Source organism: Pectobacterium brasiliense, assembly GCF_013449685.1.
Classification (GTDB): domain Bacteria; phylum Pseudomonadota; class Gammaproteobacteria; order Enterobacterales; family Enterobacteriaceae; genus Pectobacterium; species Pectobacterium brasiliense_A.
This window is the reverse complement of the sequence record NZ_JACDSF010000016.1, coordinates 251046-266178: the sequence shown is the minus strand read 5'-3', so window position 1 is coordinate 266178 and position 15133 is coordinate 251046. Positions and strand designations below refer to the sequence as shown.

Genomic DNA, 15133 nt, shown 5'->3' with positions numbered 1-15133 from the left:
GAGGACACAGATTATGAAAATTACAGTCGTATGCGGTAACGGCCTGGGTACCAGCCTGATGATGGAAATGAGCATTAAAAACATCGTTAAAGAACTCGGCGTGGTTGCTGACGTGGACCACGTGGATTTAGGTTCGGCGAAAGGTACGGACAGCGACATTTTTGTCGGAACCAAAGACATTGCCGATCAACTCGTCGCGCAGGCAGTGGGGGGGAAAATTGTGTCCCTAAATAACATGATCGATAAAGTGGCGATGAAAGAGCGCCTGTCGGTCGCCCTGACAGAACTTGGCGCGTTATAAGCGAGGGATCAAAAATGGAATTCTTCCGTTTTTTAATGAGTGATGTGCTGTCTGAACCGTCCATATTGGTCGGTTTGATTGCGCTTATCGGCCTGATTGCACAGAAAAAACCGGCCACGGAATGCATCAAGGGCACGGTGAAAACCGTAATGGGCTTCCTGATCCTCGGGGCGGGCGCGAGCCTGATCGTGTCCTCGCTGGGGGATTTCGCCCAGATTTTCCACCATGCGTTTGGTATCGCCGGTGTGGTACCGAACAATGAAGCCATTGTCGCGGTAGCACAGAAGAACTTCGGCACCGAGATGGCGATGATCATGTTCTTTGCGATGGTCATTAACATCGCGATCGCCCGCTTTACACCGTGGAAATACATTTTCCTGACTGGCCACCACACGCTGTTTATGTCGATGATGGTTGCGGTGATTCTGGCAACAGCAGGCATGAAAGGGGTGATGCTGATTACCGTTGGGTCGCTGGTCGTCGGGGTATCGATGGTGCTGTTCCCTGCCATTATTCACCCGTATATGAAGAAAGTCACAGGCTCGGATGACGTCGCCTTTGGTCACTTCTCTGCGATATCACAGCTGCTGTCAGCGTTTATCGGCAGCAAGTTTGGTAATAAAGAGAAATCAACCGAAGACATGGAAGTGCCGAAGAGCCTGCTGTTCCTGCGTGATACGCCGGTCGCCATCGCCTTTACCATGTTTTTCATCTTCATTTTCACCTGTCTGTTTGCCGGCCCTGAAGCGGTGAAAACGATGAACGCCGGTGGGAAAAACTGGTTCATGTTTTCGCTGATTCAATCCATTACCTTTGCTGCCGGCGTGTACATCGTGCTGCAAGGCGTGCGGATGGTGATTGCGGAAATCGTGCCCGCGTTTAAAGGCATTTCTGACAAACTGGTTCCCAATGCTAAACCGGCATTAGATTGCCCCGTTGTCTTCCCCTATGCCCCGAATGCCGTTCTGGTTGGTTTCCTGAGCAGCTTTGCGGCTGGGGTGATCGGTATGGTGCTGCTCTACCTGTTGGGTATGACGGTGATCATCCCTGGCGTGGTGCCGCACTTCTTCGTCGGCGCAGCGGCCGGGGTCTTTGGTAACGCCACCGGTGGGCGTCGCGGCGCGATTTTAGGTTCTTTCGCCAACGGACTGCTGATTACCTTCCTGCCTGTTTTCCTGCTGCCAGTATTGGGCAGTATCGGACTGGCAAACACCACGTTCAGTGATTCCGATTTCGGCGCGGTGGGGATTCTGCTGGGCATCATCGTGCGCTAAGCCCGCATGATGAATCTCACCCGACACCAGTTTTAGTTTACGGAGGCAATGATGGAATTCTATTTAGATACGGCTGATGTGGCCGCAGTAGAACGGCTTGCTGGCGTGTTACCGATTAAAGGCGTGACCACCAACCCGAGTATTGTCGCACGCGGAAAAGCCGATATTTATACCGTGCTGCGGGAGATGCAGGCCGTTATCGGCACGGAAGGACAGCTGTTTGCTCAGGTGATGGCACGCGATCCTGACGTGATGGTGGAAGAAGCGCTGAAGCTCAGAGATGTCATTCCTTCTCTGGTCGTCAAAGTGCCAGTGACGCATGCAGGTTTAGTGGCAATTAAGCGATTAACGGCGCTGGATGTTCCCACCCTCGGCACCGCCGTCTACGGTGCGGGGCAAGGGTTTTATGCCGCGCTGGCGGGGGCTCGCTATATCGCGCCTTACGTCAACCGTATTGATGCACAGGGTGGCGATGGGATTGCGCTGGTGAAAGAGCTGCAAACCCTGATTAACCTGCACAGCCCGCAAACTCAGGTGCTGGCAGCCAGCTTTAGGACGCCACGTCAGGTTCTGGACTGTCTGCTGGCCGGGTGTCGGGCGATTACCGTTGACCCTGCCGTCGCCGAGCTGTTCCTGCAAGACCCCGCGGTTGACGATGCCCTTAACCGGTTCGATCATGACTGGCAGGCACGTTTCGGTCATGCCGATCTCGGCTGACTGATGGCAAAACACCACCCGCCTGTCGGGTGGTGTGTCCAACATAACCGTGTTCTCAACACGATCGCATTGCCAAATGCGGTCGTGTTGCCAAAAAGCATCAATGCAGGACGAACTCGCGGTACTTTTCCACCAGCGTCAGAAAATCATCCAGACCGCATAAAGACAGGCTCTCTTCGTCGTAATAACTCATGCCTTCTTCCAGCTCATCCGTGGTAAAAGACAGCTGATTTGCCTGCACCATCACTTCTTCTTCATCCAGCGACAGCGTATATTCATGACCTACGCGCCGCCACTGCCGCTCACTGCCCGCAACAGAGCGCGCCGCTTCTTCAACATCAGTCAATACCGTTAGCTGGCCTTTTACTTCTTCATTGAACCAGTGCCCGATCGCTTCATGTCCCATCGACATACGAACGATGACCTGGCCCGTCACATCCCGCAAAAATTCATAGTCCATGATGCCATCCTCACTGTGATGTTTCTTCTGTTCAGTTTAGTCGCCTATGCGCCCTACCGTCGTGACGCACCTTCACCTTTGATGTTGCAGATGCACCATTGATATTGCAGATGCACAATACCCGCAGCCAATGGCCAGCGAACAGACAACGTGAAGTATGAAAACAGGCAGAAAAAAAGGAGGCACAAGGCCTCCTTCGGTGTAGAGATGCGAACTATAGCGAGTTAGACAGTCGTCTGGAAGATCACGCCATCGGCTTTCTCGGTATATTGACCTAACTGGTCAAAATTCAGATAGCGATAGGTGTCCTGCGCGGTTTTATCCACCTGCGACATGTAGGTCTGGTACTCTTCTGACGTCGGCAGGCGACCCAGCAGAGAAGCGACCGCAGCCAGCTCAGCAGACGCCAGATACACGTTGGCACCGGTGCCCAAACGGTTCGGGAAGTTACGCGTCGAGGTAGAAACGACCGTCGCACCATCCGCTACCCGCGCCTGGTTACCCATACACAGCGAGCAGCCAGGGATCTCGATACGTGCTCCGCTCTTACCAAACACGCTGTAGTAACCTTCTTCGGTCAGCTGTGCCGCATCCATCTTGGTCGGCGGCGCAACCCACAGGCGGGTCGGCAGCTGGCCTTTGTGGCTATCCAGCAGTTTACCTGCCGCACGGAAGTGCCCGATGTTGGTCATACAGGAACCGATGAAGACTTCATCAATCTTCTCGCCCTGCACATCAGACAACCAGCGCGCATCGTCTGGATCGTTTGGCGCACACAGGATCGGCTCTTTGATATCAGCCAGATCGATGTCGATCACCGCGGCGTACTCGGCATCGGCATCCGCTTCCAGCAGTTGTGGATCGGCCAACCATTTTTCCATGCCCTGAATACGACGCTCCAGCGTACGGCGATCGCCGTAGCCTTCGGAGATCATCCACTTCAGCAGCACGATGTTGGAGTTCAGATACTCGATGATCGGCGCTTTATCCAGCTTGATCGTACAGCCAGCCGCAGAACGTTCCGCCGAGGCGTCGGTCAGTTCAAACGCCTGCTCGACTTTCAGATCCGGCAGACCTTCGATTTCCAGAATACGACCGGAGAAGATGTTCTTCTTACCTTTCTTCTCAACGGTCAGCAGGCCCTGCTTGATGGCATACAGCGGGATGGCGTGAACCAGATCGCGCAGAGTAATGCCCGGCTGCATTTTGCCTTTGAAACGTACCAGAACGGATTCCGGCATATCCAGCGGCATCACGCCCGTCGCGGCAGCAAACGCCACCAGACCGGAGCCCGCAGGGAAAGAAATACCGATTGGGAAACGAGTATGGGAGTCACCACCCGTACCAACGGTATCCGGCAGCAGCATACGGTTCAGCCAGGAGTGGATAACCCCATCGCCCGGACGCAGTGAGACGCCACCACGGTTCATGATGAAATCAGGCAGCGTGTGGTGCGTGGTCACATCAACCGGCTTCGGATAGGCCGCGGTGTGACAGAATGACTGCATCACCAGATCGGCGGAGAAGCCCAGACAGGCCAGGTCTTTCAGCTCATCACGGGTCATCGGCCCGGTAGTATCCTGTGAACCTACAGAGGTCATCTTCGGTTCGCAGTATTCGTCAGGGCGAATGCCCGCGACGCCACAGGCACGGCCCACCATTTTCTGCGCCAGCGAGAAGCCTTTTTTGCTGGCTTCAACCGCTTTGGAAATACGGAACACATCGCTGTGCGGCAAGCCCAGTGACTCACGCGCTTTGGACGTCAGACCGCGGCCGATGATCAGTGGAATACGGCCACCGGCACGCACTTCATCCAGCAATACATCGGTCTTCAGCGCAAACGTCGCCAGCACTTCATTGGTGTCGTGGCGGCGTACTTCGCCTTCATACGGGTAAATGTCGATCACATCGCCCATATTCAGATCGTTCACATCCACTTCGATCGGCAGCGCGCCGGCATCTTCCATGGTGTTGAAGAAGATCGGGGCGATCTTACCGCCCAGTACCACACCACCACCGCGTTTGTTCGGGACATAAGGAATATCTTCGCCCATGAACCACAGTACGGAGTTGGTTGCCGATTTACGCGACGAACCGGTACCGACAACGTCGCCGACGTAAGCCAGCGGGAAGCCTTTCTTATTCAGTTCTTCGATTTGTTTGATCGGGCCCACGGCGCCAGGTTGATCGGGATCGATACCTTCACGGGCGTTTTTCAGCATCGCCAGCGCGTGCAGCGGGATGTCAGGGCGTGACCAGGCATCAGGCGCCGGAGACAGGTCATCCGTGTTGGTTTCACCGGTGACTTTAAAGACGGTAACGGTAATTTTTTCCGCCAGTTTCGGGCGGGACAGGAACCACTCGGCATCAGCCCAGGATTGAATCACTTTCTTGGCGTGCGCATTGCCTGCTTTCGCTTTTTCTTCCACATCGTAGAAGTTATCAAACATCAGCAGCGTATGAGACAGCGCTTCGGCGGCAATCGGTGCCAGTTTGTCGTTGTCTAACGCATCAATCAGCGGATGGATGTTATACCCACCCTGCATGGTACCCAGCAGCTCAACCGCTTTTTCCTGGCTAACCAAGGGGGAAGTGGCTTCGCCTTTAGCGACGGCAGCCAAAAAACCGGCCTTCACATAGGCGGCTTCATCAACACCGGGAGGGACGCGATTAATCAGCAGATCAAGCAATGCTTCTTCTTCGCCTGCCGGGGGATTCTTGAGTGACTCAACCAGCGCGGCCATCTGCGTGGCATCTAACGGTTTAGGAACAATCCCCTGCGCAGCCCGCTCGGCTACGTGCTTACGATATTCTTCTAGCACGACGTTCTCCTCGCTCTCATTGTCTTCATTATGCCGGCGCTCTTGTTCCCAATTGTGGTGTCCATGCCTGGGTGTCAGCGTGTGGATGTAAGGTAGTAGAGTGTCCGGTCCAGCCTCGTCAGCATATCAGGATTTGAATTGATTGTTAATTCGTTCACATAATAGCAACATTAATTTTTATTCAACTATGCTATGTGCCCAATTTCATTATCGCTGAAAAATGCCGACATCAGCAGAATAGCATGTCCCTGACGGCACACACTAACTATGCTGAGTTAACCACATAATAGGTAAGTTTTTAACAACATAGCGCGATTAATCATCGTTTGATGGCGTAGCGATAATCAGAATGTTCGAAATAGAGTCGGGAAAAGTGAATGTGGCGGGTACGGAACACTATCTCGCTCGAAGCCGAGGATATGATAAGCTCAATATATTAGGTATCACTAAATTAGTCAGTTATGCAGGATGGTAGGAACATGACGTTAAGCGATTCGGATCGAGAATTCATGCAGGACGGTGCAGCAAAAGCAGCGGCTATGCTGCGCGCGATTGGCAACGAGAACAGGCTACTAGTGCTTTGTCTGCTTATCGAGCACGGTGAAATGTCGGTTGGTACGCTGCTTGAACACATCCCGCTGAGCCAGTCTGCCCTCTCGCAGCATCTGGCAAAAATGCGTGAAGAAGGGTTGATTAGCTATCGGCGCGAATCACAAACGCTGTACTACCGCATCGAAAATCAGGACGTGGAAAAAATCGTCGCCACCTTAAAAGGCATTTTCTGTCCCTGATAACTGCAATAAAAAAACGCCACGGCACAATGGCACCGTGGCGTTCGCGATTCAGTATGACGGAGATAAAACTTAGAACGACGTATTCACGCTGACAAAGAAAGTCCGTCCCGGTTCGTTATAGGTTGCCGCACCGGCACCCGCAATGGTAACCACGTTATTGTTCACCACATCCTGCGCATTACCCGCGCGGAACAGGCGTTTATCAAACAGGTTATCGACACCACCGGTCACGCTCAGGTTCTTGTTAAACTTATAGGTACTGCTTAACCCGAATAGCGCATAAGGGCTTAACTCATTGGTTGCGCACCCGTTACGCGCTCACCTTTGTAGTTATATTTCTTCGGCTTCTGGCGACCATACCAGGTCACATCGGCCAGGAAGGAAAGGTTCTCCGTTGCCTGCCAGTCCACAGATGAGTTCAGGGTAAACTCCGGCGTAATCGACAGATAATCGCCTGTGGTTTTATTTTTCGATTCCAGCATCCAGGTCAGGTTGTTACGCCAGTTGATGCTTTCCGTGACAGGAACGGTCAGGTTACCTTCCAGTCCCTGAATAACGGCTTTCGGTACATTGCCCCACTGGAAGATGTTGGCATTAGCATATTGGGCATTGGTTCCGCCTACCGCTTTACCGATAACATTGTTGCCTGCTTCAATTTTGTTACGGTAATCGTTGTGGAAGTAGGTGATGCCCGCGATCAACCCATCACGGTGAAACTCCAGACCAATCTCTTTATTCAGGCTGGTTTCCGCCTTCAGGTCTTCATTACCGATCAGGTAGCAAGAGGTGCCGCCAGAACAGCCCTGTCCACGGCTATAGAGGAGATAATTCTCGTTAGTCTGATACAGATTCGGCGCTTTGTAAGCACGAGCGATACCTAACTTCAGAGTGTAATCGTCACCCAGCTCCTGCGACAGGTTGAGCGACGGGCTCCAGTTGGTGCCTGCCGTGCTGTGATGATCGACACGTAACGCCGGCGTCAACATGGTACTGTCCGTCAGTTGGACGTTATCTTCCACGAAAGCGGAAGCCAGACGAGCGGCGGATTTCTCACTGCGGCCACTGCTGCTCAGTGAACCTACGCTTCCCGCTTCGGTTGTCGTCTGCGTGTTCGAAACCGGATCCGTCATCTTCTGCTCGTTCCACTCGACCCCGAACGTGAGTACCTGCTCGACCCAGAGATTAAGCGGAATATTCACTTCATTGTGCGCAGTGAAATTATCCAGTTTTATCGTGCCATATTGGTTCGGATTAGTGGTATCAAAAATCCCTTCTAAACCGCCAGACAGTCCTTCAAGGATACGGGTATTGTGCGTGCGTTCGTATTGCAGATACGACGTAGAACTGACGCCGCTGTCCCAGTAGCCGCGATGCGTGACCGCAAAGTTCTGGCGGTACATGCGGTTGGTTTCCTTGCCATAATTACTCACGACAAGCGGGTTGGTGTTGGTATTTTGCGAATCGCCCGCATAGATATTGCCCTGACGGCTGGAACCCGCTTCGAATTCCAGCGACTGCTGCTTGGTCATATCCCAACGCAACAGGCCGTTGATATCTTTATTACGCACCCCTTCGCGCCCGGAAGGCAGTGAAGCTGACTGATTACCCGCACGTGCGGACTGATGCCCTTGGTTAATATCGCGCGCATCAGCTTGGGTTTTGTTCAGATTACCAAACAGACGGAAGCTCAGACTGTCAGTCAGACCGCCCATCAGGCTGAAATCGGTACGCTTGGTTGCGCCTTCTGAACTATGCTCCGGCGCGTTCAGGAAGGTATTCCAGGTGCCGTGCCATTCTTGCGTCGGCTGTTTGGTGATGATGTTAACCACACCGCCCGCTGCGCCGTTGCCATAGCGCGCCGCGGCTGGGCCGCGCAGCACTTCAATGCGCTCGACCATATCAGCAGGCACCCAGTTGGTGTCACCACGGGTATCGCGCTCGCCGCGCCAGCCGTAACGCACAGCTGTACGACTCGACACGGGCTTGCCATCCACCAGAATCAGTGTGTTTTCCGGTCCCATGCCGCGGATATCGATCTGGCGGTTGTTACCGCGCTGGCCGCTGGTTGAGTTACCGGATAGGTTGACGCCCGGCATGGTGCGAATCAGATCGGACAGATCGTTAGCAGGCGGACGTTTACTGATATCTTCAGCCGTAATCACCGACACGCCCGGAGCCTGACGGGTTTGCTCAGCGGCCGTCACCACCATCGTATCGCCCGATGCTTTACTTTCGGCCTGATTCTGCACCTGAGGGGCAGGTTCCGTTGAAGGCGAGGTCTGCGCAGCGCTCAGAAACGACGTCATCCCGCAGCTAACGCCAATGAGCGTCGCCAGATAACGACGCGATTGTGGTAGTTTCATCAAAATTATCCTGCCCTGTAAGAAATGAGGCCTCGCACCGTGATATCCTCAACGAAAAATGCTATTGAGAAGTATTTGCATTACCATTTTGGCGCGGTCATTGTTACATTTGTCATTCAGGACGGGGTTTGCTCTAGCAGCAAAATGTTTTGCCAAAGCATCAAAATGGAAGGCGCAGGTCGAAGGGTTTAATCAGGTAGGTAATCACGTGCGCAGCTTCACTCAGTCATCAAAGCCGATCTATAAAGATCACATCGTTCAGCAATCGAGTCTGGTCGCGAATAATTACCGTTTTATCGGCCCCCGGCTGATCGATAACACGCCGGTGCTATTCGGGTCGTTCACTGTCGTGCAGCTCAATCCTCATCTGATCCTGCATACCGCGGATGTGATTAATCGCCACAACATGAAAACCCAAAACCTGCTGGATGACGCAATCAAGCTGGCCATCGTGGTAAGTGGCAATGCACACATCTCCTTTGGTCATCAGGAACTGCATCTGGGAGAGAAGCAGCCCGCCTCGCTGATTGCGCTGACGGAGCCGACGATGTTTACCCGCATCGGCAAGCGCGATGAATATGAGCGAACGATTACGCTGACGTTCAACAGGGAATGGCTGTACGGCAATATGATGGACACCGTTGGCGACTGGCAGGCTATCCACGATTTCACGCAGACCCATCTGGCGACACACCTGTGGACACCGTCCCGGCAGGCGCTGGCGATTGCTTTACAAACGCTGGATGCCGAACCTTGTCAAACGCCGCTCCAGCGCCTGTATCTGGAAATGCAGTGTATGAGCCTGATTATCGAGGCGTTTACTTCATTGACCGCCAGCGTCGCGCAGGAAAAAAGCAGCGGTGTTACCCTGCGCAGCTACCATCGCATTCAACAGGTCAGAGATATGCTGGAAAGCGGCAGCGCCGACCATCTTTCGATGAGTGAAATCGCTAAAAGCGTCAACATGAGTGAAAGCACGCTACAGCGCCATTTTCGTCAGACGTTCAATATGAGCGTGTTTGAATACCTGCGTAACTGCCGTTTGCAGCGCGCTATGCTGGCCTTGCAGAAAGACGGGATCGGTATTGCCCAAGCCGCCAGCATCGCCGGTTACAACAGCCCCGCCAACTTTGCCACCGCTCTGCGCCGTGCATTCGGTATCACGCCGGGGCAGCTAAAAGACCGCTTCTGATCTTCAATCAATAATAACCAAATGGAATTTGTTATTCCGTTTGGTTATTAATTGCTCTTCAGCAATGCGCAGTAAATTAGTATTTTTCCGCCAGCACACGACTATCCATGACCAATCAGACTGATATCACCGCAACGCTTGCCCACCACATCATCCATAGCGAACCTCATCGAGAAGCGCTAGAGGCCGCCCGTAACGGGGTGACTGACTTCGTTTCCACCGCACTTCCCATCGTACAGGGTGCGATTGCCGATAGCGGGCTTGCGCCGTTAAAGCAGGTCTTCAGCGGCACGGACAGCCTGACGCGTAGCTTGATTCTGGGTTATGCCGGTCACGTATTGGATTTTGACGATTACCATCCGGCGTTTCGCGGCCACCCCAGCACTGTCATTCTGCCTGCCCTGTTTGCTCTGGCTGCAGAAGATCCCTCCGTCACGGAAGAGGCATTTTTGACGGCGTATGTGATCGGTGTGGAAGCCGCAGGCAGAATCGGGCTGGCATGCGGTCCGCGTCATTACAGTCTCGGCTACCACAACACGGCGACGCTCGGCGCTATCGCCGCCGCTGCCGCTGCTGCACGTCTGGCTGGTGCTTCGCTAGAACAGACGCAAACCATTCTTGGTCTTGCCGCCACACAGGCCGCAGGGCTGCGGGCGCAGTTTGGTTCAGCGGTCAAACCACTACATGCTGGGCTTTCCGCCAGAGCGGGGCTAACCGCCGTCAAGCTGGGCTTAGCGGGCTTCGAGGGCAACGAACAGCAGGTGATTGACGCCTTTCTTGCGGCGCACGGCGATCAAAAACAGCAGCCGGAGCTGCTGGTTGAAAACTGGGGCGCGCCGTGGCGCATGCTGTCTCCTGGTCTGGAGTTCAAGCGCTACCCAACCTGTGGCGGCACCCACAGCGCTGCCGAGGCGGCTTTTGCCCTGCGGGAACGGTGGCACAAGCAGAATGGTGTAAATGCCGATCTGGCCGATGCCATCGAACAGATCACGGTGACTTTCCCACCGGGCGGCGATGTTGCTCCCTTTATCCGTAACGCGACAAACGGCGTAGAAGCCCGGTTCAGTCTGGAATATGTGATTGCGGCGGCACTGATTGAAGGGGAGCTAAAGCTGGCTCATTTTTCAGAAGCTCCGGTTGAAACCACGATCTCCGCGCTGGCGAACCGCGTCATACGCCGCGCCGATGAAACCGCGCCACCCGATGAGCTTGACCCAGAGGCGCGCTTTCATGAGGTTACGCTGCACCTGCGTAACGGCAGCACGCTAATCCAGCGCACCACACGTCAGGAAACCTCGGCGCGCCCCACCGATCTCCGTGCCAAGCTGCGGCAAACAATCGGTTCGCTGGCGCATCTCGACAGCAGCAAGATCGCCGACCGCTGCGCATTACGGCAAGAAGGCGATCTACGCTATTTGCTTGGGCTGTTGTTTTAACAAGGTACTGTTTTAATAAGGTACTGGTTTTAGCGGGATGCAGGTTTTAGCCACTGGTCCAGAAAGCGAAACACTTCTTCCTGCTGTTCCTGATAGAAGACGTGCCCCAGCTCAGGCCAGATTTTGGTTTGCAGCTTGTTGTCCGCCCGTTGGGATTGCCACACCTTATGCATCTTGGCGTAGGCATCTTCAACGGATTTCGTCGGGAACAGCTTGTCTTTGCCGCCGTTAAATAACAGCATCGGTTTTGGCGCGGCGACACTCGCCACATCGGGGAAATCAAAGCGCGTCGATAGTCCAGGATGCAGCATATAGAATGCCGACTGGCCTCTCAGCACGTTATTTCCCGGCGTCATTAACCCGTCATATGTACCAATCCAAGATACCGCGGCCGTTGCCGCTACCTTGTCGGACAGCGCGGCGAGCTGCCAGGCACGATAAGCACCCATTGAAAAACCCACGACGCCGATACGTTGCTTATCAACCTGTTCAAGCGATGCCAGAAAGTCCGTCGCCCGCATGTCTTCGTAGGCCATCAGACCCGCGAGTGAGCGCCCCAGATTAAATAAATTACTCGCCAGCGCCTGCTGCTGCTCATATTTGATCGGCCCGCGCGATCCCCAACCTAGCGCATCAACCGCCAGCACCACATAACCCCGCTTCGCCAGTTCATCCCCGACAAAGCGGCCGGTGAAGAACTTATCTGCCCACGCCTGTGCGGAATCGAGCTGTGCGTCATTGCCCCACGGCTTAATCATCTTCTCTTTGCCGATATCAAACTTCGCGCCGTGATCGTGCAGCAGGATCACCGCAGGGTGCGGCCCCGCACTTTTTGGCGTCAGGAGCAACGCGTCTACGCGGCTTTCATCGGTCAAGTTGAAAGCGACTTTCTCCGCGGTATAGCTGCCGCGATCCTGTTTTTCCATCGCCTGCGGAGCAAAGTCTTTGGTGGAATCCGGCGTCAGAAGCAGCGAACGCAGGGTTTTTCTCGACTGGGCTTGCCACTCGCTAAAATCCGTAAAACGCCCAGATAGCCAGGAATCCGTGTAGGTCATCTGCTGTTTAAGCTGCGGATAAAATGAAGGCAGTCCTTCATCCGTCACCGCCTGATCTGTCGCGGGTTGAATCGTAGGGTTCATATCGTTCGCCATCAGTGAAGGGCTGGTCAGCAAAGCCGCCAGTAGCCAGACAGAAGAGCGTAAGGTATTAAGATTCATCATAACCTCAAAAATAAAACATCGTTTCTTTTTGAGGTTTGATTGTAATTGACACCGCTAAAAATAAACGGACGGAGCGCGCATTCTGCGAAGCGTCTGGCAAAAAATCGCACCAGACACTTTACCGTCGCGCCATGGGGAAGCCGTGTTGTCTGGCAGACCACACTACAACGAACGCAATCAATAACAGCACCAACAGCGCCGGAGAGAAAGCGGCAACGCCGAGACGCTCCAGCAGAACACCACCGATGATACCGCCCCCTGCGATAGCCATGTTCCAGGCGGTAACCAACATAGACTGCGCCACGTCAGTCCCTCCTTCAGCCGTTCTGACAAGAGCCGTCTGGAATAGCGTTGCCGCACCGCCGAAGGCGATTCCCCAGACGGCCACTGCCGCATAGACCACAGCTGGTACATCACCTGCCACGCCAAGCGCCAGTACGGACAGGCAGAACAATGCCGAGCAGGCGAGCGTCAGGGCTCGCAAATAGCGGTCAATCAGCACGCCGACGATCCAGATGCCTAGCAGTGACGTAACGCCGAATACCAGCAGCACCAAACCAGTTTGTGCAACCATGCCCACCGCCGCGAGAAACGACGCAATGTAGGTGTAGAGAATGTTATGCGCCAGCACAAAGGCCAGCACTGCGCACAGCACGGGTCGCACGCCTGCCATGGTGAACACCTGCCCCAGAGATAGCCTCCTGCTTGCAGATTGCCCAGCGAAATCCGGTACCTGAATACGTACCCACAACATGAGCACGACTGCCAAACCACTCATCATACCGAAACACATTCGCCAGCCGATCACGTTGCCAAGAAAGGTTCCTGCGGGCACACCGAGCGACAAGGCTAATGGCGTGCCGACCATCGCTATCGCAATAGCTCGTCCCTTCTGGTGTTCGGGCACCATACGGGCCGCATAGCCCGCCAGTAGCGCCCACAGCAACCCAGCGGCAACACCCACTAGAAAACGCGCCGCCATCGTTAACACATAGCTACCGGAAAATGCCGTAATCGCATTGGCGACAGCGAAACCTGCAATAGCTACCAGCAACAGCAGGCGGCGACGCACACCTTGCGTCGCGGCGGTCAACGGAATCGCTGCCGCCAGAGAACCCATGGCGTAGATAGTGACGGTTTGTCCGACCCAGGCTTCGGACACCGCTAGACCTTGCGCCATTTGTGGCAGCAAACCCGCTGGCAGCGCTTCGGTCAGGATAGTGATGAAAGCTGCCGTGGCTAACGCCAGCAATGAGGCGATGGGCAGTCTGTCACGGTGTATATCGGTCAGCGAGGCCGTCATCGTGCTGCCCCCAGTTCGCCATACACGGCATCGCGCAGTTCAGTGACAAAACTCCCCGACATCCCTTCGTACATCGTGTTAGTGAAAGCCACTACGCTCAAACCTTGTGTTCGATCGACAAACCATGAATGACCGTAGGCACCTCCCCAGCGCCAGGTGCCAGACGATTCAGGCGACCCGGCTAACAGCGGATCGCGCAAGACGGAGAAACCGAGGCCAAAACCGCAGCCCGGTGCATTGGGCAGTTCCAGACCCTGTGTTTGATCGCGTTCCATCTCCTCGATCAGCGCGTCAGGCAGCGGGACACCGCCACCTTTACGCAGAGCTTCCAGCAGGCGCAACAGATCCCAAGCCGTGCCAGCCATGCCTGCACCGCCTGATGGAAAGGCCTGAGGATCACAGATGCGAGCAGGGCTGTACGCGATACCAATTGCCCCTTCAAAGGGAGAAACCGTTTCACCTTCGGTCAGTCGGTGCGGCTGCGGGGTGTCGTTCACGTAAGAGGTAGTCAGGCGCGATGGGTCACGCACAACGAAGCCGGTATCGTGCATGCCCAGCGGGTCGGTCACCAGTTGGCGAACCGCCTCATTCAATGACGTACCGTAAATGCGTTCGATCAAGGCGCCCAATACATCTGTTGCCAGCGAATAACCCCAAGCCTCTCCCGGCACGTATTGCAGCGGAACGCTGGCGATACGACGCAGGTTCTCCGTCAGGCTGATGCCAGAGGCATCCATACCGTCTGAGACACCCGCCTGTGCGTAGGAGCCGTCCGCATGAGTTTCGAAAAAGCGGTAGCTCAAACCCGCGGTGTGGCTAAGCAACTGCCGCGCGGTAACGCGAGCAGGGCTGCCGTCGGCGAGCCGGAGCTGGAACGTCGGCATCCAGCGAGTAATATCCTCATCCAGATCGAGCCGACCTTGCGCCACCAGTACCAGTGCCGCGACTGACACGATAGGCTTGCTGACAGAAGCCAGCCGGAAGATGGCGTCCAGCGCCATAGGACGGGCGCTCTCCCGATCAGCCCATCCTGCAGCCTGCTGATGAATCAATTCTCCGTTGCGCGCGACCAGCACGACAGCACCGACCAAACGCTCATCGTCCAACGCCTGTTGGAACAACGGCCTGAATTCGGGCAGAGAGAGGGGCGATTGAGGCACCGGTATCCAGAGAAAATACGGGAGTTATCACGGGGTGTTCCTTTTATCAATGGGCGTTCCCGTTACGATAGAAAATCAGCAATTAAAGAAA

At 54.8% G+C, this 15133-nt stretch carries 10 protein-coding genes and 2 pseudogenes; 6 read left to right on the top strand and 6 right to left on the bottom strand.

Annotated features, from left to right (window positions below; translation table 11 throughout):
* The first annotated feature begins 13 nt into the window (after positions 1-13).
* The 3 genes from H0248_RS07625 to fsa are packed head-to-tail and all read left to right on the top strand — an operon-like array spanning position 14 to position 2292.
* On the top strand, positions 14-301 hold the full coding sequence (locus H0248_RS07625; protein WP_010286822.1) for a PTS sugar transporter subunit IIB: 288 nt from the start codon (positions 14-16) through the stop codon (positions 299-301).
* Between the two features lie 14 nt (positions 302-315).
* Positions 316-1575: a PTS ascorbate transporter subunit IIC gene (locus H0248_RS07620; RefSeq protein ID WP_014916611.1), complete on the top strand. Its 1260-nt coding sequence runs from the start codon at positions 316-318 to the stop codon at positions 1573-1575.
* Positions 1576-1626: 51 nt separating this feature from the next.
* Entirely contained in the window at positions 1627-2292 is a 666-nt protein-coding gene (gene fsa, locus H0248_RS07615; RefSeq protein WP_180785403.1) for a fructose-6-phosphate aldolase, read from the top strand.
* Positions 2293-2392: 100 nt separating this feature from the next.
* Here the strand turns inward: fsa and yacL are convergent, their stop codons facing one another.
* Both yacL and acnB read right to left on the bottom strand, forming a co-directional pair.
* Entirely contained in the window at positions 2393-2752 is a 360-nt protein-coding gene (gene yacL, locus H0248_RS07610) for a protein YacL (RefSeq protein WP_015841688.1), read from the bottom strand.
* A gap of 224 nt (positions 2753-2976) precedes the next feature.
* Positions 2977-5574 carry a bifunctional aconitate hydratase 2/2-methylisocitrate dehydratase gene (acnB, locus tag H0248_RS07605; RefSeq protein ID WP_180785367.1) on the bottom strand — a complete coding sequence of 866 codons (2598 nt, stop codon included), beginning with the start codon at positions 5572-5574 and terminating at the stop codon, positions 2977-2979.
* Positions 5575-6053: 479 nt separating this feature from the next.
* Between acnB and H0248_RS07600 the strand changes: the two genes are divergently transcribed.
* The gene (locus H0248_RS07600) at positions 6054-6365 is read left to right on the top strand and encodes an ArsR/SmtB family transcription factor (protein ID WP_039278378.1); all 312 of its coding nucleotides are present in this window, start codon (positions 6054-6056) and stop codon (positions 6363-6365) included.
* A gap of 72 nt (positions 6366-6437) precedes the next feature.
* Here H0248_RS07600 and H0248_RS07595 read toward each other — a convergent pair.
* Positions 6438-8731, bottom strand: a pseudogene (locus H0248_RS07595) (TonB-dependent siderophore receptor).
* A gap of 208 nt (positions 8732-8939) precedes the next feature.
* On the opposite strand from H0248_RS07595, the gene H0248_RS07590 reads away from it, so the two are divergent.
* Together H0248_RS07590 and H0248_RS07585 are read left to right on the top strand one after the other, a co-directional pair.
* Complete coding sequence (locus H0248_RS07590) at positions 8940-9923, top strand: helix-turn-helix transcriptional regulator (protein WP_180785366.1); 984 nt, start codon at positions 8940-8942, stop codon at positions 9921-9923.
* A 107-nt stretch (positions 9924-10030) separates the two neighbouring features.
* Positions 10031-11359 (top strand): MmgE/PrpD family protein, encoded by a 1329-nt coding sequence (locus H0248_RS07585; RefSeq protein ID WP_180785365.1) that lies wholly within the window; start codon positions 10031-10033, stop codon positions 11357-11359.
* 29 nt (positions 11360-11388) lie between these two features.
* Here H0248_RS07585 and H0248_RS07580 read toward each other — a convergent pair whose 3' ends face one another.
* The 3 genes and pseudogenes from H0248_RS07580 to H0248_RS07570 form a co-directional block, all read right to left on the bottom strand.
* Positions 11389-12576 carry a dienelactone hydrolase family protein gene (locus H0248_RS07580; RefSeq protein WP_180785402.1) on the bottom strand — a complete coding sequence of 396 codons (1188 nt, stop codon included), beginning with the start codon at positions 12574-12576 and terminating at the stop codon, positions 11389-11391.
* A gap of 121 nt (positions 12577-12697) precedes the next feature.
* A complete protein-coding gene (locus tag H0248_RS07575; RefSeq protein ID WP_180785364.1) occupies positions 12698-13882 on the bottom strand; it encodes an MFS transporter in 1185 nt (394 codons plus the stop codon).
* Positions 13879-15073 (bottom strand): annotated as a pseudogene (locus H0248_RS07570) (serine hydrolase domain-containing protein). Before H0248_RS07570 ends, H0248_RS07575 begins: the two are co-directional and overlap by 4 nt.
* Between the last annotated feature and the right edge of the window lie 60 nt (positions 15074-15133).